Genomic DNA, 21,669 nt, shown 5'->3' with positions numbered 1-21,669 from the left:
TTGCCAATCAAGGTTGGCTTGATATCATCCCAATTCGTTTTGTCACCTTAAAGGAGATTGCTTTAATATGTTAACTAAATACATCCAAGCTGCGATGAAGCAAGCTAAGTATGAAATCTTTCGTGATGATGGGACTTTCTACGGAGAAATTCCTATCTGTGAGGGAGTCTATGCAAATGCTGTAACTCTGGAAGTTGCCCGTGAAGAATTGCAAGAGGTATTGGAAGACTGGATTCTACTTAGTCTTACCCTGAATCTTCCTTTACCCGTCCTTGATAATTACTAAAGAGGTCGCCTGATGCCGCCTTTTTAACTTGTGTTGATGATAAACAAATTACTGAACTGCTTGATCTTTCTGGTATGACCAAGTAGCAATTAATCCGAACACGCCACAGCTCCAAATCAGCCACAAAAAGTGTAGAAGTATCTGATTATCGTAATTCAATTTTGCCGCCCAAAAAACTAACTCTCGATAATGGTAAAATGGCGATAGTACCATCAAATTTTGTACAAGTTGTGACTCAGAAAGTGGATATGCTCCGCAGGTTAGAGCAACAACAATTAACGATAAGCTGAGGATAGAATCAGCACTTCTGGGCTCGATCAAATATCCCAGTGCTAGACCAAGAATTGCGAAGGGGATAATACCCAGAATTAGGCAGATGAAGATAACTAACCAGGAACTAGGATCGCCTGTTATTTGCAGTTGCCAGCTTGCCAGCACAAAAATTAGTATGAGACTGACGGTACAAAGTAGGAGGGCTGTCCCTATCTTTGCTACTATGTATGCGACTGGGGGTAAAGGTGTCGTCCTCAACAATTTCAGCCATCCTTCAGAGCGCTCAACAGCAATTCGTTTGCCGATACGCTCAATAACAATTAGAAACAATATAATTCCAGAAATATAAATTATAGCTTGTCTTTCAAAATCTTCTGTTATATTAGGTATAAATTGCAATAGGAGGACAAAAGCTGGTAAGCTGAGAGTGGCAAGGAGAAACAGAGGAGTCCGAATAAATTGTAGTATTTCAAAAAAAAGCTGGTTTTTGATAATTGCCAAAATGTTTTGATTGACAGGATCGGATTTATTTATCACTGGTTCAGGGACGGCAACAGAATCTAACTTTTCTTCTGATTTAGCAATCCCAAACTCTTCAACTAATTGGATTTTTTGCGAAGATTCAGAGATGTTGTGCAGAGTAATGTACCGAGTAGCTAAAGTATCCAGTTTATCCGAGTCCGATTTATTGTTTGTCACCATCAAAATGGTGATTCCCTGTTGGCGACAAAGTTTTATTTGCTTCCAGAATTCTTCATAGCCTTTATCATCTAAGTTCCTCGTTGGCTCGTCAAGGATGAGAAGCCGAGGATTTCCTGCCAAAGCGAGAGCAAAGTAGAGTCGCTGCTTTTGCCCCCCAGATAAATCAGTCGCCCAAGCATCTTCCTTGTATGTGAGATTAACTTTATTCATGATCTCTTCCCTTGAAAGAGGGTTGGGGTAATAGCTTCGCAGGAGATCAACTAATTCTTTAACTTTGACTTTTCGGGGAACTTGAGTGTCTTGCAAAACTACCCCCAAGAAAATTTTAGAAAAAGAGTTATCTGGTGCAAGTCCCATCAGTTTAATCTGTCCACTACTAGGTCTTAATAGCCCGAGAATTAAATTAAGTAATGTAGATTTGCCTGCTCCATTTTCACCGCGCAAAACAATAAAATCATTTTCCTTTACCGTTAGATTGATATCCTTAATGATTTGATTGACACCAAACCCTTTGTAGAATGATTTCGAGACATTATCAACTTCAACTAGATTCATATTTGGGAAAAAAGTAATATTACTCTCAGAAATTAATGAAGTGAAATTTGCATCAAGAACCAAATTCCCATTGCCGCAGCAACAGCAGGAACGAGCGCGACACCAAACACATTAGTGAGGATTATTAGAGTTGCTGTCCCCCCTAAAAATCCCCAAAAATTATTAGCAATAGATCCCCCAGTATCGCCCATACTACAAGTGCTGAAGAAGCAAAATTCGCTTCCTTTAGTTAAGAGAAAAAATGTACACGCAGTAGCAACTACTACAATTCCCAGAACAGCCCATCTACCTGCTAAAATTTGCCATCCCAAAAAGCTTAGTGACAACGATGGGAATTCTGGGCTATTTGAATTTTGCTGAAGTTGCCCTGTAGCAGAAGGAAGAACTTGCGAATCAGTATTTAAGGGATTATGTGCTAGGTTAGAAGGTTGTTGAGATTCATTAGAAACAGGTTCCATTTTTAGTAAATCGCTCCTTAAAGAAAGTTATGGTGAACAAGTTAGATCAGGCTTTGATTTAGCTTTTTAAGGAGAAAGGGCTGTTCTGATAGCTAACCATAGAGCAATACCAATTCCTACGGTAACAACTAAAGGTGTACTAGCGAGGGCTGCACCAGTTGCAAAAGCAATTCCAATACTTGCTCCAGTAAGATCAGGATGCTGTTTGGCAGAGTCTATGATTTGTTTTAATGATTCCTGAATCGGTTTTTTGGGTTGCTCCTCTCCTCGATGAGGAGTTTTTTCGGCAATCACAGGTTTATTAACCTTAAGTTGTTTAGATTGGCATTCTGGTGGTAAATCATTAGACCAATTAATCATCGGATGACAAGAATTTTGCACCTGCAAAGTTTCCAAAACTAGGAGCGGTGTCCAGAGGAAGAAACATATTAACAGAATAGCTTGAAAGCGATGGTTGCGCCATTTTTCGAGCCAAGGTTGGTAAGATTTTGTGATAACTTCCATAATCGTTAGAGCTTTTATTTACAGAATCTACGCACGCTAGATAGATATGAGTAAAACTATAGATAGAATTATAGCATATACTCTAATTTTATTTTGCAATACTTTAGATAAAATATGACAACTCAAAACGGTCGGATTTAGCACCCAAGTTTTCTAACTATCCTTAACCAATTTAGTATAAGTTGGTATAATTCAGTTGACAAAGTAGGATTTAGTAGGATATAGTTCACTCAACCTCACTCAACCCTGACGCATGAATGTTGAAGATGTCGTAGAATGGGCGAATAATTCAATTTTTGACAAAACTGGAGAAAATCTCACACCCCTACAGGAAGCAATACTATCCGGTGTTTGGCAAAGACAAAAATATCCTCAAATAGCTAAAGAGTTTAATTGTAGTGAATCTCACGTTAAAAAAGAAGCTGCTAAGTTATGGGAAAAGTTGCGTGAGGAGTTAGGAAAAGACCTTAATAAATTAAATTTTCGTTCCAAGGTAGAGAAAAAATATAGGGTTTCTAACATTTCTCATTTACATGACTCTTTATTACAAATTGATAATGTTATTTGTGGTCAATTTATACAAAATATTAAAAATGCAGAAACACAATCGCCCAATCCCCCAGATTCTCCCCAAAATAAAAATCAATCCCCAATCATGGATTTAACAGACGCACCCGAATTAACCAGCTTTTACGATCGCACTTCAGAACTCTCCACCCTCAAACAATGGATATTACAAGCCCACACCCGCCTGATTACCGTCTGCGGCTTAAGTGGAATCGGCAAAAGTGCGATCGCCCTCAAACTCATCGAACAAACTCAAACCGAATTTGATTACATTATTTGGCGCAGCCTCAGCCACACTCCCACACTCTCAACCCTCCAAACCGAACTCAAGCAATCTTTTGGGCGATCGCCACAAACCCCATTACCCACAATCATCGATTATTTTCGATCTTCTCGCTGTTTAGTAATCCTTGATGACGTACAGAATATTTTTAAAAGCAATCAATTAGCAGGTCAATATTTAACAGACTATGAAGACTACGGCAAATTTTTCAAACAAATTGCCACATCCTCTCATCAGAGTTGTTTAATCCTCCTCAGTTGGGAAAAACCCAGAGAAATAACTGCTTTAGAAGCCGGAAACAAAGCTACACAAACCTTACACCTCAAAGGGTTAGGAGAACAAGCGGCAGAAATTCTTAGAGAAAAAGAATTGACAGATGAGGAAAAATGGCCAGACTTAATCGGCATTTATCAAGGTCATCCTTCCTGGCTAAATATCATCGCCTCAACAATTATCGAATTATTTGACGCTAGCGCTTCCCGGTTTTTAGCAGATGAAAATGATATTTACTTAGGCGATTTAGAGTCACTTTTAGAATCTCACTTAGAGCGTTTATCGGAATCCGAAAACAAGGTAAGCTACTGGTTAGCAACTCAAGATGAAGCTGTAGATATTTCACAACAACCTGCTGACAGTAAATTATCCAAATCTGAATTTTGGCAAGCCATACAATCTTTAGCCCGACGCGGCTTAGTGGAAAAAGTGTTAGTAGGAGGGCGATCCAAGTTTCAGATTAATCGTGTATTTCAACAATACATTCAATCTAAGTAACATTCCACCCCTTTATATTTCTTAGTCTGCGGAGGCAGACTTTGTTTGTGTAGACGCGGTTTCAACCGCCGGGTTTATATAGTAGCTTCTCAACTTCTACATCGATCGCATAAAAGCATTCACCGCATCATATTGATCCGCCATCCGCGAATAAAACTCGATCGATCGCAAATCCAACTCCGGCAAAACTTCACTCTTGCTCACCAACTCATACCCCGTTGGACGCAAACAATAAACCGAAATTACCCCATCCTCCCAAAACCAAACCTCCCGCACACCCACCCGACGATAGATTTCCAGCGTATCAATTCCACCACTCGTCACTGTTATCTCGATCGCCAAATCTGGAACCGACTTGCGCGTACCCAAACAGTAAGACTCATCTGGTTCCTTCCGTGCACCCAACTCCTTCATCCCGATAGTTGTACTACCACGGGCATAAAAACGAATGTCCTTCGTCCGCATATACATTTCTAAAAGCTGATCTAAAGTGTTTCTAGATTCTTCATGTTCCTCAGAAAAAGGAGCCATAATTTCTAAACACCCATCCAAATAAGTTAAATGTGCCCCAGTGTCCGCCAAATCTGCATCCAACTTTTCCAGAGTCTCCCATGTCACGTTTGACAGAAAAGCCGCACCTGTACCCAATCCTGCTTTAGAAATTGCGACAACCATTTGACTTACCTTTTACGATCGCTTTTCCATATTAGCGAATATTAGCTAAAGTTTCAAATTAGATTGCTCTAAAATTTCGCAGTACAATGAACAATAACTGCACGGAAAAGGCTATGAATGAGACAATAACTGCTACAAATCTTCCTCCTGCATTCCCCGACCATACCCAACTGCCAGACGAAGACGGTAGATTTGTAAAAAATTTTCAGGAGCATCCCCAGAGCATCATTCTGACAGATTCGATCGGGCCAGTTGTCGAGCGACTGCATCCAGAGGGACAATATGCGATCGGGCAAGATTGTGGCATTTACTGGCGAGAAACCGACCCGCCAGAGAAAGGCGCAGAAACACCGGATTGGTTTTATGCGCCCAACATACCAGCAACTCTCGACGGTTTTCGCCGCTCTTATGTACTTTGGTGGGAATACATGGCTCCACCCTGTAATAAGGGGGGAATAAGGGGAGTCAATTTGACTTTTGCAACTCGACTAAACGCCAGAGAGAGGACTCGCATTCCGAACGATCGAACGAAAGACGCCCAATTTCCCAACTCTCCTCAATCGATCAGCAAACTCGGAGAAGTCAGCACAAAGACATCCCTGGTTCCCACCGCTTCCAATTCCGGTTTAATCGGCGTAGTAAAGTGGAAAAATTGGTGGTCGTCAACCAGCAACAACTCTCCCGGCTGCAGAACTTTATTAAAAACAGGCTTCTCTTTTTTAGCCAAATACAAATGCGTTTCGCCGCCCACAACATTAGTGCGATCGACCGAGAAAATCCCGATAAAATCAGTACCGTCTTGATGAATGCCTTCCGGTGCGGGGTTGCCAAAATTGTGCGGCGAACAAGTCGTCCTGATTTGATGCACTCCGATTTCAGCTTCCGGGTGAATTTTGCAGGAGTCGAAAAAAGCAAAAATTAGTTGTTTGAAGTTATCAAAGGCAATTAGCCGATCGTCCAATTCGGCAAATTCCCGCCTGATATCGCCCACCACCGGATTGTATTCTTTACTTTGAAACAAATAGCCGTGAGGTAACTTAACTAAATCATTTCCGTTGACTGCAAACCGCGACAATCTTCTCGAACGATACTTACCTTTGACATACGGATCGACAGGCATATCGTCAAAAAACTCCTTGAAACCTTCTAGCTTAATCGAGTTTACTTTTTTGAAAGTAAACATGAAAGCATAATCCAAATGAATGGATTCTAATACCGTTTTCATATATTTTTCTCCCTGAAGCCTTGCTCCCCTCCCTATTTTTGCCTTAAGGAGGTGTATGTTTCTAGTCTAGCTTAGGTTTTTTGTAAGTGTCATCAAAAAAAATACAAAAATTGCAAAGATATCGTAAAGATGGCAAACGATATTCGAGCGACGCGCACAGGAATTCATTCCCGCAATCTAAATCTAAAATCTAAAATCTAAAATCTAAAATCGATCGACCGCTTTCACCAGCGACTGACAGGCCCGCAGGAAGACGGCCACATCCACCCCAAGTGCAACGTACTGAACGCCAGCATCAATCCACTGCTGGGCGATTTCGGGGTTTTCGGCAAAAGTACCCGCCGCTTTGCCTGCACTGCGGATGGTTTGTACCGCCTCCTGCATCATGTCGATGACTCGGGGATCGCGCACTTGGCCGGGAATGCCGATCGACTGCGACAAATCGTAAGGCCCCAGAAAAATCACATCAACCTGCGGCACAGTAACAATTTCTGCCAGATTCTCGATACCGCCTTTACCTTCGACATGAATCACAACTAACGATTCTTCGTTGAGTTTGTCCGTGATATTTGTACCTGCGGCGGTGTAAAGTCCCGCCCGCGTAGCAAAGGAAAGGCCGCGCGAACCCAGAGGACTGTATTTAGCACTTTTGACAGCCATTTCCGCATCAATTTTGCTTTCAATTTGAGGTACTTGAACGCCCGCGCTGCCGATGTCGAGAGCTCGTTGAATTTGCGGCCCGTCGTTTTTGCGGACGCGAACAATCGGTGCAATGCCGGTGCAGTCTGCCGCGCGGCACAAATCTTCAGCAGCAAGCGGGTGCAACGGGCCGTGTTCCATGTCAATGACGGCAAAATCAAATCCAGCATGACCGCAGATTTCTATGAATGCGGGATAGGCGCAGTTCATGAATAAACCGAGAACAGTTTCGCCTTGTTTGATTTTTTGTTTGAGTTGGTTGTGACGCATAAATTTGATGGTTTTTTACCGCAGATGAACGCGGATTGACGCGAATTTTTTTAGATTTTATAGATCATCAGAATAAGTAGCAATAAGTTGATTTATGTCAAAAGAATTGATAGAAGTTTTTTGGCTGCTTTTGCTTCTATTTTAAAGGGAATTAAGCACAAAAGCCAGGCCAAAAAAAACATTCCTAGAATTGGCAAAAATATTGCTCCCACCGATGGTTCGACAAACCAAGCAAATAAAGAAAACGTTCCAATACTGCCAGTAGTCCACAGCCAAAGAATCATCAATCCTAGCACGATTTTATGCAATACCATCCTGATTTTGATGGAACAACCGAACGGTTGAGAATCGATATTTCCTTTGATAATTGGCAAAAATAAATTGCGGCCGATCGCAATGCGATTGATTTGGAAGGTATTTCCCGAAATTGTGCCTTCATAAGGTTTTGCAGGTGGCTGGGCGAAGGGTAGAATGATTCTAAAAAGTTTGGGAGGAGTGACAACTTCGTCCAACCTTTGCAAAACTTCAGAAAAAGTTAAACTTGTCGTAATTGTTAAACTCTCAAAAAAAATCAACGCTCTAAAAAATTTGACTATTTTGAGCACAAGCTCGCTCCTGATTTTAGATAGTGGTAGATGGTATTAATTCGGATTATATAAAACAATTTTGCCGTGACCGCACCGCAAAATACCAGTATACTGCAAAACAAACATTTAAATGCTATGAATATTTTTCGCTGATGTCAAGATTAATGCCCCAACCAGCGATGAAACTGCGACGGTATCTATTGTCGCTTAAAGGTCGATCGCTCGTCAGCTTCACCCTCAGCCTAATTACCTCAATCTCAGCTATTACCCCAACATTTGCCGCGCCGACTCGCAATCGAGACAATCAACTAATCGGCAGTTAAAAAGGCTTGCTAGCGTGGCGCACAGCGCGCATCACGGAAATTCCGACTCGCTGGTCAAATTTCCTCTCAGGGAACTTCCGCACTGGATCGACCTGCATTGCACTCCTTCCCAAAATATCTTAAAATTATCTGCGTTGCATCTGTATTTATCTGCCTGACATCTGCGGTTTCTGCATCAATAAATGATTTAGACAATTCAAGTCAGATGAAAGAGAAACTGAGTTTCACCTTGCATAAGTTTTTGTTAGAGTTAGTTTTGATTGCTGGGTAGTGCTACAAAAAAATGTAATTTTTGCTAAAATGTAATTTTTGCTAAAATTATGTTCTCAACTACTATATTTGAATTTATGTGAAAAGAATTTGATGTCTTTTTTTGCTTCTATTTTAAAGCAAATTAGGGACAAAAACCATGTAAAAATACACATTCCAAAAAGAGGTAGAAATATTAGCCCGACAGAGCGCTCGACCAACCAAACTAATAATGCCAGCATCCCGATGCTACCTGGCAGCGACATCCAAACAATCATAAATACTATGACAGCTAGGTGTAATTTCATGCTAAGTTGTATGGAACAACCAAAGGGTTGAGGATGGATTTCCCCGGTAATTTCGGGTAAAAAAGAATTTCTGTAAGTAGACACGATACGGCTGATTTTGAAAGTGTTTCTTGAAAATGTTCCTTGATAAGGTTTATGGGATTTCTGCAACTGCCATGCCATTCTGATTTTTTGAGGAGGCTCAATAATTTTATCCAACTTTTGCAAAACTTCAGAATAAGTTAAATTAGTCGAAATTGTTAAACTATCAAAAGGTAGCAATAATCTGTACAATCTAATTAGGTTGTTCATTGGGTTAATCCTGATGTTAAAAAGGTGTTGTAGCAAGTAATGTTACGCAAAAATAAAAAAACCGCCCCGATCGCACCGGGAAATACCAGTATTATAGAAATTCATTCACTTTTTGGTCATTGGCTGTAAGTGTATTGACTTGTGTTAAAATTTAACCTAAAATTTCTGATGAAACTTCCGAAGTATATGTTTTCGCTCAAAGGTCGATCGCTCGTCACCTTCACCCTCAGCCTAATTACCTCAATCTCAGTTATTACCCCAACATTCGCCGCACCGACTCGCAATCCCGACAAAGAGGAAACTTGCGACATTCTCGTAGCAGGCGGCGGGCTTGCAGGTGCGGCTACCGCCTACGAAGGTTTGCTGGCGGGGCGCACCGTTTGCATCACGGAAATTACTGACTGGGTAGGCGGTCAAATTTCCTCCCAAGGAACTTCCGCACTCGATGAAAGAGAAACTCAGCGATCGCTCTTATTTTACCCCCGCGGCTACCTAGAATTGCGGCGGCGAATCAAAGAACATTACGGGAGACTAAATCCCGGCGGCTGTTGGGTTAGCTATTCCTGTTTCATGCCCTACGACGGCCACAAAATTTTATTTGGCATCTTACAAGATGCTGCCAAAAAAGGCAATGGTAAGCTGAAATGGTTTCCTAATACCGTAATTAAAGAACTAGCAATTACTCCGGCTGTGGCGGAGAATGCCGTTGGCGGACAACAAATTAAAAGTGCGATCGCCATTCAACACAAACCCGCCCAAAACACCCCGCCAATCAACACCGAAACCCTGTCTAAAACCATCGAAGATGCCTATCGCTACGAAAATTCGGCGCGATTTAACAAAACTATTATTCGGTTTATTCCCAAACCACCTAACCAATCAAATTCAAAACCTAGAGGTGCAGATTGGTTCGTTGTAGATGCTACCGAAACAGGCGAATTAATCGGACTTGCCGATGTTCCCTACCGCCTCGGAATTGACCCGCGTTCCCCTCTCGAACCTTCCTCCGCCAGCCCCGAAGGCGACCCTTACTGCACACAAGGTTTTACCTACACCTTTGCGATGGAAGCAACGAAGGAACCGCAGCAGCATCAAATGCCGTCTTTCTATCAACAATACGCTCCTTACTACAGTTACGAACTGGCGAGATTAGCCAGCTTTCCGCTAGTTTTCAGCTACCGCCAAATTAAAACCATGAGACCGGATGAGCCGCGCCCTTCCGACCCCAAGAAATTCCCGATTTATCCTGGGGATATTTCCATGCAAAACTGGACTTGGGGGAATGACTACCGTCCCGGTTCTGCTGAGGATAATTTAATTTATTCTCGCGCGCAATTGGAGGCTAACGGTCAACTGCAACCGGGCGCATGGATGGGTGGTTTGCGAACAGAAACTTTGCGCCGTGGCGAAGAAAATGCTAAAGGTTTTTTTTACTGGTTGGTAGCAGGAACTACTGACTCGCAATTAGGTAATGGAGTGAAAAAGCCTTATCCAAACAATCGTTTTTTGAGCGGTTTGGATACGCCGATGGGGACTGTTCACGGACTTTCTAAATATCCTTATATGCGGGAAGGCAGGCGGATTGTTGGGCGGCCGACTTTGACTCAACCTCAAGGTTTTACAGTGTGGGAAGTTGATATGTCTCGGACTGACTTTAGGACTGATTTTTACCGCGAGAATTTGTCGGAAGAAGAATACCGAGATTTGTGGTTGGCTGTGGGTGGTTTGAACGCGCCGGCTTTGGCGGTGGGAACTCAGTCTGTTGAGGAGACGAAATCTCGATCGCGCGCCCGGATTTATCCTGATAGTGTGGGTATCGGTCATTACGCGATCGACTTTCACCCCTGCATGACCAACAGCCCGCCGGAAGCGCCGGGAAACACCGAACGCGAAGGCACTCGCAAAGGCCAAGGACAAGCTTATCCGTTCCAAATACCGCTGCGGGCAATGATCCCTCAAAAAATTGATAATATGTTAGTTGCGGGTAAAAGTATTGCTACTAGCCACACAGCGGCGGCGGCTTATCGAGTGCATTCTTTTGAATGGTCTGCCGGCGCTGCGGCGGGCATTACCGCTGCTTTTTCCCTAGAAAATCGGATTTTACCCTATGAATTAGTAGACGAATTACCCGCCCGCGAGCCGAATTTAGAGGCTTTGCAATTGCGGTTGCAGCAAGATAAAAACCCGATCGCATTTCCGGGTACTTCTATCTTCAATAGTTCGTGGCAAAATTGGAAATAATCGCACTTGGTAAGTAGATTACTATCATAAACACCGATCGCGCGATCGGACGACCGTCCGTTCTCCGGCTGCAGACTAAACTCCGCACTACAAACCTTACTTATTGAGGTTCGTAGTGCGGACGACCCTCCGTTCTCCGGCTGCGGACTAAACTCCGCACTACAAACCTTACTTATTGCGGTAAATCAACAGGATATTATATTACCCGATCCATGCCAATTTACCATCAACCTTTTGACAGAAGCAATCAGCCACTAATTTAGTCAAACAATAACAATACCATCTCAAAAAAACTGATTAGAGCGACGCTTGCCGCCCGCAAGCCAGATATCTTCCACCACCAACGCCTTCGAGCCGCGCCAAACCCATTCCAACTCCCCAAAGGTAACAGTAATGTCAACTGCAGAACTAACAAAACCCAATCCAAATAATGTTTATGCCAAACAGCTACTCAGAACCTTAGTAGCTGTCAAAAAAGGAGACTTCTCAGCTAGGATGCCCATAGACCAAACAGGTCTAGCCGGGAAAATTGCTGACGAACTTAACGACATTATCGAACTCAATCAGAGAATGGCCGCCGAACTCGATCGCATCGGCGCAGTTGTCGGCAAAGAAGGCAAAATCGCCCAGCGGGCCACCATCGGCAACGTTGAAGGTTCCTGGGCAGCTAGCGTCAATTCTGTCAATACCCTAATTACAGATTTAGTGCAACCAACCTCAGAAACCGCCAGAGTAATTCGGGCCGTAGCAAAAGGAGATTTATCGCAAACCATCCCCCTAGAAATAGAAGAAAGACCACTCAAAGGGGAATTCCTTCAAACAGCCAAAATTGTCAACACAATGGTAGACCAATTGAGTTCCTTCGCCTCAGAAGTAACCAGAGTTGCTAGGGAAGTAGGAACCGAAGGCAAATTAGGCGTACAAGCAGAAGTGGAAGGAGTAGCAGGAACCTGGAAAGATTTAACAGATTCAGTTAACTCAATGGCCGGTAATTTAACAGCCCAAGTCCGCAACATTGCCGAAGTGACAACCGCTGTAGCCAATGGCGATTTATCTAAGAAAATTACCGTCGATGTTAAAGGAGAAATTCTCGAACTCAAAAACACGATTAACGTCATGGTGGATCAGTTGAGTTCCTTCTCATCAGAAGTAACCAGAGTTGCTAGAGAAGTAGGAACCGAAGGCAAATTAGGCGTACAAGCAGAAGTGCAGGGAGTTGCAGGAACCTGGAAAGATTTAACAGATTCAGTTAACTCAATGGCCGGGAATTTAACAGCCCAAGTCCGCAACATTGCCGAAGTAACAACCGCTGTAGCCAATGGCGATTTATCTAAGAAAATTACCGTCGATGTTAAAGGCGAAATTTTTGAACTGAAAAACACGATTAACATCATGGTGGATCAGTTAAATTCCTTCGCCTCAGAAGTAACCAGAGTTGCTAGAGAAGTTGGTTCCGAAGGTAAACTTGGCGGTCAAGCAGAAGTTAAAGGAGTTGCGGGAACTTGGAAAGATTTAACTGATAGCGTTAACTTCATGGCCGGCAGTTTGACATCACAAGTCCGCAACATTGCTGATGTGACAACCGCTGTGGCTAAGGGCGATTTATCTAAGAAAATTACTGTTGATGTTAAAGGTGAAATTCTGGAGTTAAAAAACACCGTCAACACGATGGTTGACCAGTTAAATTCCTTCGTCTCAGAAGTAACCAGAGTGGCGCGGGAAGTAGGAACCGAAGGCAAATTAGGCGTACAAGCCGAAGTCCAGGGAGTTGCAGGAACCTGGAAAGATTTAACTGATTCTGTTAACTCGATGGCCAACAATTTAACAGCCCAAGTCCGCAACATTGCTGATGTGACGACTGCTGTTGCTAACGGTGACTTATCTAAGAAAATTACGGTACAGGTTAAAGGCGAAATTTTAGAACTAAAAAACACCATTAACGTGATGGTGGATCAACTTAATTCCTTCGCCTCAGAAGTAACGCGGGTGGCGAGGGAAGTAGGTTCGGAAGGTAAACTCGGCGGTCAAGCGGATGTCCGAGGCGTAGCAGGAACCTGGAAGGATTTAACGGATAGTGTTAACTTTATGGCCGGTAGTTTGACGGCGCAAGTGCGGAATATTGCGGCGGTGACGACTGCTGTAGCAAATGGCGATTTATCTAAGAAAATTACTGTTGATGTTAAAGGTGAAATCCTAGAGTTAAAGAACACTGTCAACACGATGGTTGACCAGTTAAATTCCTTCGCCTCAGAAGTAACTAGGGTTGCTAGGGAAGTGGGAACAGAAGGGAAATTAGGCGTGCAAGCAGAAGTTAGAGGAGTAGCAGGAACCTGGAAAGATTTAACAGATTCAGTTAACTCGATGGCCGGGAATTTAACAGCACAAGTTCGGAACATTGCTGAAGTGACAACCGCTGTAGCCAATGGCGATTTATCCAAGAAAATTACCGTCGATGTCAAAGGGGAAATTCTCGAACTGAAAAACACGATTAACGTCATGGTGGATCAGTTGAGTTCCTTCTCTTCAGAAGTAACCAGAGTTGCTAGGGAAGTAGGAACCGAAGGCAAATTAGGCGTGCAAGCTTACGTGCGCGGGGTAGGGGGAACTTGGAAAGATTTAACTGATTCAGTGAATTTGATGGCCGGGAATCTGACGGCGCAGGTGCGGAATATTGCGGAAGTGACGAAGGCGGTAGCAAATGGAGATTTGTCTAAGAAAATTACCGTTGATGTTAAAGGCGAAATTCTGGAGTTGAAAGATACTATTAACGTGATGGTGGATCAGCTTAATTCCTTCGCTTCTGAGGTGACGCGGGTGGCGCGGGAGGTGGGAACTGAGGGTAAATTGGGCGGTCAAGCTGAAGTAAAAGGAGTTGCGGGGACTTGGAAAGATTTAACCGACAATGTAAACTCGATGGCGGAGAATTTGACGGCGCAAGTGCGGGGTATTGCTAAAGTTGTGACGGCGGTGGCGAATGGCGATTTGAAGCGTAAATTAATCCTGGAAGCTAAGGGAGAAATTGCGACTCTGGCTGATACGATTAACGAGATGATCGATACGCTGGCGACGTTTTCCGATCAAGTTACTACAGTGGCGCGGGAAGTGGGAATTGAAGGAAAATTGGGGGGTCAGGCGAAGGTTCCCGGTGCGGCTGGGACGTGGCGAGATTTGACGGACAATGTGAATGAATTGGCGGCGAATTTGACTACTCAGTTGCGGGCGATCGCCGAAGTCGCAATTGCTGTTACCAGAGGCGATTTAACGAGGTCAATTTCCGTCGCTACTGAAGGAGAAGTTGCCGTTGTCAAAGATAATCTCAACCAGATGATCGCCAATCTCCGGGAGACAACGCATAAAAATACTGAGCAAGATTGGCTGAAAACAAATCTGGCTAAGTTCACTCGAATGCTGCAAGGTCAGCGGGATTTAGAAACTGTTTCTAAACTAATTTTATCTGAACTGACACCGCTGGTTTCTGCTCAGCATGGTGTATTCTTTTTGATGGAATCTGTAGAACACGATCCGTTCCTAAAACTGTTAAGTACCTACGCCTACCGGGAACGCAAGCATCTAGGAAATAGATTCAATTTAGGCGAAGGTTTGGTGGGACAGTGCGCCCTGGAAAAAGAACGAATCCTGTTGACGGAAGTACCGGACAATTACGTTAAAATTAGCTCGGGACTGGGAGAAGCTGCGCCGCTGAATGTGGTGGTTTTACCCGTTTTGTTTGAGGGACAAGTGACGGCCGTAATCGAGTTGGCTTCGTTCCGGCGTTTCAGCGAAATACATTTGACATTTCTCGACCAACTTACAGAAAGTATCGCGATTGTTTTAAATACAATTGCGGCGAGTATGCGGACGGAAGAGTTATTAAAACAGTCGCAGTCTTTGACAGAAGAGTTGCAAACTCAGCAAAAGGAACTAACGGAAACTAACAAGCGTCTCGAACAACAGGCGCAGTCGCTCCGCGCATCTGAGGAATTATTAAAAAATCAGCAGGAAGAGTTGCAACAAACGAATGAAGAATTAGAAGAACAAGCTGAATTGTTGGCGCTGCAAAATAAGGAAGTTGAGCGGAAAAACCGAGATATCGAACAGGCGAGGGCGTTGCTGGAAGAAAGAGCCGAACAGTTGGCTCTAACTTCTAAGTATAAGTCGGAGTTTCTGGCAAATATGTCTCACGAGTTGCGAACTCCGCTGAATTCGCTGTTAATTTTGGCTCGATTGCTTTCTGATAATCCTGACGGCAATTTGACTTCTAAGCAAGTTGAATACACGCGCACTATTTATTCGGCGGGAACTGATTTGTTAGAGCTGATTAATGACATTTTGGATCTTGCTAAGATTGAATCGGGCACGATGTCGGTGGATATTGAGCAAGTTTTGTTTGGGGATTTGCGAGAGCATTTGGATCGAACTTTCCGCCAAATCGCTCTGGATAAGAAGTTGAGTTATCAAATAGAGCTTGAGGCTGGGTTGCCAAAAGGTATCTATACTGATGCTAAACGGCTGCAACAAGTTTTGAAGAATCTTCTCTCTAATGCTTTTAAGTTTACTGAACGGGGTGAGGTGAAGTTGCGTGTCGAAGTAGTGCGGGAAGGGTGGAGTTTAGAGATTGAAGCTTTAACGAGTTCGGCTACTGTTTTGGCTTTCTCGGTTAGCGATACGGGGATTGGGATTTCTGCTGACAAACACAGGGTTATTTTTGAGGCTTTCCAACAAGCTGATGGTAGCACTAGCCGGAAATACGGGGGCACTGGTTTGGGTTTGTCTATTAGTAGAGAAATTGCTAATCTGTTAGGGGGAGAAATTAAGTTGACGAGTCGCGCTGGTGAGGGTAGTAAATTCACGCTTTATCTGCCGCAAACTTATCAAGAATCTGGCATAATGAACGATCGCGATTCTGGAACCGACAACCCAACGCCCCAGTTGCCGCCTGGTGTTTCTGTGACTGTTCCTTCGCCGAATTTCCATTTGCCCATCGCGCCTTATCCGTCGGTTACAATATCTGATGACCGAGAAAATATTGAGAGTGGCGATCGCATCCTTTTGATTATCGAGGATGATGTCAATTTTGCTCGGATTCTGGTGGATATGGCGCAGGAACAGGGTTTTAAAGCTTTGGTTGCTTTGCGGAGCGATATCGGTTTGGCTATGGCGCGAGAGTTTAAGCCAACTGCGATTATGCTGGATCTAAATTTACCTGTGATGGATGGCTGGACTGTGCTCGATCGCCTGAAGCACGACGCAACTACGCGCCACATTCCGGTTCACATTGTATCAGTTGAAGAAGGGCGGCAGCGCAGTTTGCAGTTAGGGGCGATCGCGTATTTACAAAAGCCTGTCAGTCATGAGGCTTTGAGCAAAGCTTTGACTGATATTAAGGGTTTTGTGGAGCGCCCCGTGAAAAATTTGCTAGTTGTGGAAGACAACGAAACGCAACGTCTTAGCATTGTGGATTTAATCGGCAATCACGATGTTTCAACGACGGCTGTGGGTAGCGGTGCAGAGGCGCTAGAAACTTTGAAGGCGGGGCATTTTGACTGCATTGTGCTCGATTTGGGACTGCCAGATATGACTGGTTTTGAACTGATCGAGCAGATCAAGCAAGAGCCGAGTTTGAAAAGTTTGCCGATTATTATTTATACGGGCAAAGAGTTGACGAGAACCGAAGAAACTCAACTCAAGCGCATGGCGGAAACAATAATTATTAAAGATGTGCGATCGCCCGAACGCCTGTTGGATGAAACTGCTTTGTTCTTGCACCGAGTCCAAGCAAATTTGCCGGAACCGAAGCGCCAAATGCTAGAACAGTTGTATCAAACAGATTCGACACTCGCTGGCAAAAAAGTCTTGATTGTTGACGACGACGTGCGGAATATCTTCGCCCTCACGAGTATGCTGGAGCGCCATCTAATGCAAATTGTGTTTGCTGAAAACGGCCGAGAGGGTATTGCTCAGTTGCAAAATACGCCTGATATAAATATTGTGTTGATGGACGTGATGATGCCGGAGATGGACGGTTACGAGACAATGGAAGCAATTCGCAAGATGCCTCAATTCGGTTCGCTGCCAATGATTGCTCTTACTGCGAAAGCTATGAAGGGCGATCGGGAAAAATGTATCGAAGCTGGAGCGTCTGACTACATCACGAAGCCTGTTGATACGGAACAATTGCTCTCGCTGCTGCGCGTTTGGCTTTATAGATGAAATAAGTTGGCAGTTGGCAGTTGGCAGTTGGCAGTTGGCAGTTGGCAGTTGGCAGTTGGTAGTTGTTAGTTGGCAGTTGTTAGTTGGCAGTTGACAGGAAAGCAGTTGACAGTTGTTAGTTGTTAACAGTCAACAGTCAACGGTCAACAGTCAACAATCAACAGTCAACGGTCAACAGTCAACAGTCAACAGTTAACAATCAACAGTTAACAATCAACAGTTAACAATCAACAGTTAACAGTCAACAGTCAACAATCAACAGTTAACAATCAACAGTTAACAGTCAACAGTCAACGGTCAACAATCAACAGTCAACAATCAACAGTCAACAGTTAACAGTCAACAGTCAACAAACAATTACTAATGTCCGAAACCCATGAACTTGAAACAATCGAAATTCAACTCCTACTAGAGGGAATATTTCGCTATTACGGATTTGATTTTCGTAATTATGCTCTTGCGTCTATCAAGCGTCGAATTTGGAACACTATTCGCTCGGAACGGCTCACCACGGTCTCTGGACTTCAGGAAAAGATACTCCACAATCCTGCCTGTTTAGAGCGTTTTTTGGTGGATGTTTCTGTTAATGTAACTACGATGTTTCGCGACCCTAAATTTTACATTAGTTTCCGAAAAAAAGTAGTACCGATGCTGCGTACTTATCCTTTTATTCGCATTTGGCACGCTGGATGTTCAACGGGAGAAGAAGTCTATTCTATGGCAATTTTGCTGCAAGAAGAAGGGCTGTACGATCGCTGTCGAATTTATGCTACCGACATGAACGAATTAGTGTTAAAAACAGCCAAGGCTGGTATATTTCCTTTGAAACAAATGCAAGAATATACGCAGCTCTACCACCAAGCAGGGGGCAAGAAAGCGTTTTCTGAGTATTATACTGCTGCCTATGAAAATGCTATTTTTGGGTCTTCACTTAAAGATAACATGGTCTTTGCTCACCACAACTTAGCAACAGATACTTCTTTTAATGAATTTAATGTAATTGTGTGCCGCAATGTGCTGATTTATTTCAATTCACAGCTTCAAGAGCGGGTACACAAGCTTTTTTATGAGAGTTTGGGAATGTTTGGAGTTTTAGGATTAGGACATCAGGAGTCTCTCACTTTTACACCTTATGAAAAAAACTATGAAGCAGTTGAAAGAAGTGACAAAATCTACCGCAAAATTAAATAAAAATATTTTTGAGATAGTGGTTGTTGGCACGTCTTTGGGAGGGCTAGATGCTCTGACTGTCCTGCTGGGAGATTTGCCACAAAGTTTTCCTTTACCTGTGGTTATTGTCCAACACCGCCATAAGACTTCTCCCAACAGGCTTACTGATTTTTTACAACAGAAAAGCTCTCTCCAAATCACGGAGGCCGAGGACAAAGAGCCGATCGCACCTGGCCGGGTTTACTTGGCTCCCGCTGACTATCACTTGCTCATAGAATTGCCTTGGGTGGAGAAGTTGAGCATTGATGAAAACGACGGTACAGCATGGAAGAGCGCGGCGGTGGAGCCGATCGACAATTCAAAATCCCCAATCCTCAGTCGGGTTTCTCCTACATTTGCACTATCAACTGATGCTCCTGTCTGCCACGCGCGGCCCTCTATCGATGTGCTGTTTGAGTCTGCTGCTGATGCCTTTGGGGAGCGCGCTATTGGCATAATTTTAACGGGAGCTAGTTCTGATGGTACTGCTGGGCTGGCAAAAATTAAAGCTGAAGGAGGATTGACATTTGTGGAGGAACCGGCTTCTGCTTTTTGCCGGACAATGCCTGCATCTGCGATCGCAAATGTTGAAGTAGACTGGATTTTACCCCTTTCTCAAATCGCTCCCTGTTTGGTCAACTTGCTAACAATTAAAAATTAAAAAATTTATGAATGTGCAGCCCGAAGATCGAGTAAATGTCCTGATAGTTGACGATCGCTCAGAAAATTTGGTGGCTCTGGAAGCTATTTTGAAGAACCAGTCTTATAATTTAGTCAAGGCAAATTCAGGCGCAGAAGCTCTGAGATGTCTGCTTCATCAAGATTTTGCGGTAATTTTGCTTGACGTGCAGATGCCGGGAATGGATGGATTTGAGACAGCAACAATGATTCGCTCTAGAGATCGATCGCGATCGACTCCGATTATTTTTATCACAGCATTCAGCAGTAATGACACCCACGTATTTAAAGGTTATTCTCTGGGCGCGGTGGATTACCTCTTCAAACCGTTGGAACCGGAAATATTGACATCGAAGGTGCAGGTATTTGTGGAATTGTTCCAAAAAACTGCTGAGGTGAAGCGACAAGCAACAGAGTTAGCTGCTGTTAATAATGAACTAAGTAAAAGTGAAGAGCGATTTCGTACTTTGTGTGCTTGTTCGCCCCTGGGAATTTACTTAGCTGACGTTGAAGGTCGCTGTACTTACCTGAATCCCCGCTGTGAAGAGATTTCCGGGTTAATTTTGGATGAAAGTTTGGTGTCAGTTTGGCAGCGTTCGGTTCATCCTGAAGACCGCGATCGCGTAGTAGCAGATTGGTCTGGTTGGATTAAAGAAGGTCAGGAATATTCGACTGAGTTTCGATTAGCTGATAACGAAGATGTGCGTTGGATTAACGTACAATCGTCGCCAATGTTTTCGGATTTGGGAAAACTGATCGGTCACGTTGGTACGGTTAGAGATGTCACAGACCGCAAGCAAGCAGAGGAAGAGCGCGGCCGACTAATCCGTGAACAGGTGGCGCGGCAAGAAGCTGAGAGAGCTAACCAGATGAAGGATGAATTTTTGGCTATTCTCTCCCACGAACTCCGTACTCCTTTAAATGCGATTCTCGGCTGGTCTAGGCTGCTTAGGGCAAAAAAGTTTGACCAAGCAACGGTTGATAAAGCTCTAGAGACTATTGAGCGCAATGCTAAATCTCAAGCGCAACTCGTTGAAGATATTTTAGATGTTTCGCGAATTCTGCGCGGAAAATTAAATTTTAATTTGTATCCGATTCAGTTAAAAAATGTGATTGAAATGGCAATTGATTCTCTGAAACCGTTGGCAGAGACAAAATCAATTGTGATAGTATTTCAAGCTGACTCAAAGGTTGGTAAAGTTATAGGCGATAGCGATCGCTTGCAGCAAGTAGTCTGGAATTTGCTTTCTAATGCGATTAAGTTTACTCCTGAAGGGGGTAAAGTAGATGTGCGGTTGGAGTTAGTGGGCGATGAGGCGCAAATTCAGGTAATTGATAGCGGAATTGGTATTAATCCTGATTTTCTGCCTTATGTTTTCGATCGCTTCCGCCAAGCTGATAGCAGCACAACGAGGTCTTACGGGGGTTTGGGGCTGGGATTGGCGATCGTCAGTCACTTGGTGGAACAGCACGGCGGTAACGTTAGGGCAGAGAATAATGCGGGCGAGGGTGCGAAATTCACGGTTTTTCTGCCAGTTGTTGAGGGAAACGGGGAAGGTGCTGTTGATGATTGCTTTGAACTCGATGAGGTGTCAGAGGCTCTGCCAACTTTGGCTAATTTGCAATTGCTGGTGGTGGATGATGACGATGACACGCGGGACTTTTTGATTGCTGTACTCGAAGAGGAAGGAGCTGTGGTGCGATCGGCGGCATCGGTGGCCGAGGCTCTAGCTGCACTGGAGAGTTTTTGGCCGGATGTGCTGCTGAGCGACATTGGAATGCCGCAAGCAGACGGCTATGAGTTAATCGCGCGGGTGAAAGAAATGGAAGTGCTGCGCGAGCGAAAAATGCCTGCGATCGCCCTGACTGCTTACGTGAGAGAGTCCGATCGCCGACAAGCGCTGGAAGCTGGTTTCCAGATGCACTTATCTAAACCTGTTGAGGTAACTAAGTTAATTGCAGGAATTGCCAACCTCGCAGGAATCCTCAGAAATCCGGTGGGCCTCAAAGCTGTTGCATCATTCAATTTAAAAGGCCACAGATCCGAGGCTCAAAGGGACTCGGCGGTTGAAACCGCCTGAGAGTAAAACTATCGCCGATCGACAGCGACGGGGTATCTAAGCCGGATTTGGTAAGTTGTACTGCATTTAAATTGTATTGGGCGATCGGGCGGCACATCAAAAATCCTCAAATCCTCAAATCCTCTCCCCCTCTCCCCCTTTCTCCCGATCCCTCTCCCCATATCCCCCTTTCCCGTGCCGATGACCAAGAAAAATATTAAACTAGCTGAAAGGACGAGCGATCG

The 21,669-nt window shown here is 44.0% G+C and carries 16 protein-coding genes and 1 pseudogene; 8 read left to right on the top strand and 9 right to left on the bottom strand.

What is annotated here, in order from left to right; translation table 11 throughout:
• Positions 1-67: 67 nt before the first annotated feature.
• Entirely contained in the window at positions 68-286 is a 219-nt protein-coding gene (locus QUB13_RS04430; RefSeq protein ID WP_333379303.1) for a type II toxin-antitoxin system HicB family antitoxin, read from the top strand.
• Between the two features lie 48 nt (positions 287-334).
• Here the strand turns inward: QUB13_RS04430 and QUB13_RS04425 are convergent, their stop codons facing one another.
• From QUB13_RS04425 to QUB13_RS04415, 3 genes are all read right to left on the bottom strand, one after another.
• Positions 335-1,879: an ABC transporter ATP-binding protein/permease gene (locus QUB13_RS04425; protein WP_333379301.1), complete on the bottom strand. Its 1,545-nt coding sequence runs from the start codon at positions 1,877-1,879 to the stop codon at positions 335-337.
• Positions 1,849-2,274, bottom strand: a complete 426-nt coding sequence (locus QUB13_RS04420; protein ID WP_333379299.1) for a hypothetical protein — start codon at positions 2,272-2,274, stop codon at positions 1,849-1,851. The genes QUB13_RS04425 and QUB13_RS04420 overlap by 31 nt, the downstream gene beginning before the upstream one ends.
• Before the next feature lie 66 nt (positions 2,275-2,340).
• Complete coding sequence (locus QUB13_RS04415) at positions 2,341-2,778, bottom strand: hypothetical protein (protein WP_333379297.1); 438 nt, start codon at positions 2,776-2,778, stop codon at positions 2,341-2,343.
• 253 nt (positions 2,779-3,031) lie between these two features.
• Between QUB13_RS04415 and QUB13_RS04410 the strand changes: the two genes are divergently transcribed.
• The gene (locus QUB13_RS04410; protein WP_333379295.1) at positions 3,032-4,399 is read left to right on the top strand and encodes an ATP-binding protein; all 1,368 of its coding nucleotides are present in this window, start codon (positions 3,032-3,034) and stop codon (positions 4,397-4,399) included.
• A gap of 96 nt (positions 4,400-4,495) precedes the next feature.
• On the opposite strand, the gene QUB13_RS04405 is transcribed toward QUB13_RS04410, so the two are convergent.
• Positions 4,496-5,074, bottom strand: coding sequence for a Uma2 family endonuclease (locus tag QUB13_RS04405; RefSeq protein WP_333379293.1), 579 nt, complete (start codon positions 5,072-5,074; stop codon positions 4,496-4,498).
• Positions 5,075-5,187: 113 nt separating this feature from the next.
• Between QUB13_RS04405 and QUB13_RS04400 the strand changes: the two are divergent.
• A pseudogene (locus QUB13_RS04400) lies at positions 5,188-5,511 on the top strand (Uma2 family endonuclease); the annotation flags it as partial.
• A gap of 119 nt (positions 5,512-5,630) precedes the next feature.
• Here the strand turns inward: QUB13_RS04400 and QUB13_RS04395 are convergent.
• The 5 genes from QUB13_RS04395 to QUB13_RS04375 all read right to left on the bottom strand — a co-directional run bounded on the left by QUB13_RS04395 (position 5,631) and on the right by QUB13_RS04375 (position 9,026).
• Positions 5,631-6,299 (bottom strand): 2OG-Fe dioxygenase family protein, encoded by a 669-nt coding sequence (locus QUB13_RS04395; protein WP_333379290.1) that lies wholly within the window; start codon positions 6,297-6,299, stop codon positions 5,631-5,633.
• Positions 6,300-6,503: 204 nt separating this feature from the next.
• Positions 6,504-7,268, bottom strand: coding sequence for an HpcH/HpaI aldolase family protein (locus tag QUB13_RS04390; RefSeq protein WP_333116130.1), 765 nt, complete (start codon positions 7,266-7,268; stop codon positions 6,504-6,506).
• 92 nt (positions 7,269-7,360) lie between these two features.
• Positions 7,361-7,873 carry a hypothetical protein gene (locus QUB13_RS04385; RefSeq protein WP_333379288.1) on the bottom strand — a complete coding sequence of 171 codons (513 nt, stop codon included), beginning with the start codon at positions 7,871-7,873 and terminating at the stop codon, positions 7,361-7,363.
• Between the two features lie 115 nt (positions 7,874-7,988).
• A complete protein-coding gene (locus tag QUB13_RS04380; RefSeq protein WP_333379286.1) occupies positions 7,989-8,159 on the bottom strand; it encodes a hypothetical protein in 171 nt (56 codons plus the stop codon).
• Between the two features lie 345 nt (positions 8,160-8,504).
• Positions 8,505-9,026: a hypothetical protein gene (locus QUB13_RS04375; RefSeq protein ID WP_333379284.1), complete on the bottom strand. Its 522-nt coding sequence runs from the start codon at positions 9,024-9,026 to the stop codon at positions 8,505-8,507.
• A gap of 186 nt (positions 9,027-9,212) precedes the next feature.
• Between QUB13_RS04375 and QUB13_RS04370 the strand changes: the two genes are divergently transcribed.
• The 5 genes from QUB13_RS04370 to QUB13_RS04350 all read left to right on the top strand — a co-directional run bounded on the left by QUB13_RS04370 (position 9,213) and on the right by QUB13_RS04350 (position 21,445).
• Positions 9,213-11,267, top strand: coding sequence for an FAD-dependent oxidoreductase (locus QUB13_RS04370; RefSeq protein ID WP_442922130.1), 2,055 nt, complete (start codon positions 9,213-9,215; stop codon positions 11,265-11,267).
• Positions 11,268-11,660: 393 nt separating this feature from the next.
• Complete coding sequence (locus QUB13_RS04365) at positions 11,661-17,477, top strand: HAMP domain-containing protein (protein ID WP_333379280.1); 5,817 nt, start codon at positions 11,661-11,663, stop codon at positions 17,475-17,477.
• A 363-nt stretch (positions 17,478-17,840) separates the two neighbouring features.
• Positions 17,841-18,668 (top strand): CheR family methyltransferase, encoded by an 828-nt coding sequence (locus QUB13_RS04360; protein ID WP_194011494.1) that lies wholly within the window; start codon positions 17,841-17,843, stop codon positions 18,666-18,668.
• The gene (locus QUB13_RS04355; protein WP_333379277.1) at positions 18,640-19,347 is read left to right on the top strand and encodes a chemotaxis protein CheB; all 708 of its coding nucleotides are present in this window, start codon (positions 18,640-18,642) and stop codon (positions 19,345-19,347) included. The genes QUB13_RS04360 and QUB13_RS04355 overlap by 29 nt, the downstream gene beginning before the upstream one ends.
• Before the next feature lie 7 nt (positions 19,348-19,354).
• Positions 19,355-21,445 carry a hybrid sensor histidine kinase/response regulator gene (locus QUB13_RS04350; RefSeq protein WP_333379274.1) on the top strand — a complete coding sequence of 697 codons (2,091 nt, stop codon included), beginning with the start codon at positions 19,355-19,357 and terminating at the stop codon, positions 21,443-21,445.
• Positions 21,446-21,669 lie beyond the last annotated feature (224 nt).

Source organism: Microcoleus sp. B4-D4, assembly GCF_036705185.1.
In the GTDB taxonomy this organism is placed as follows: domain Bacteria; phylum Cyanobacteriota; class Cyanobacteriia; order Cyanobacteriales; family Microcoleaceae; genus Microcoleus.
Note: the sequence above shows the minus strand (reverse complement) of the source record. Positions and strands in the feature narration are given on the sequence as shown.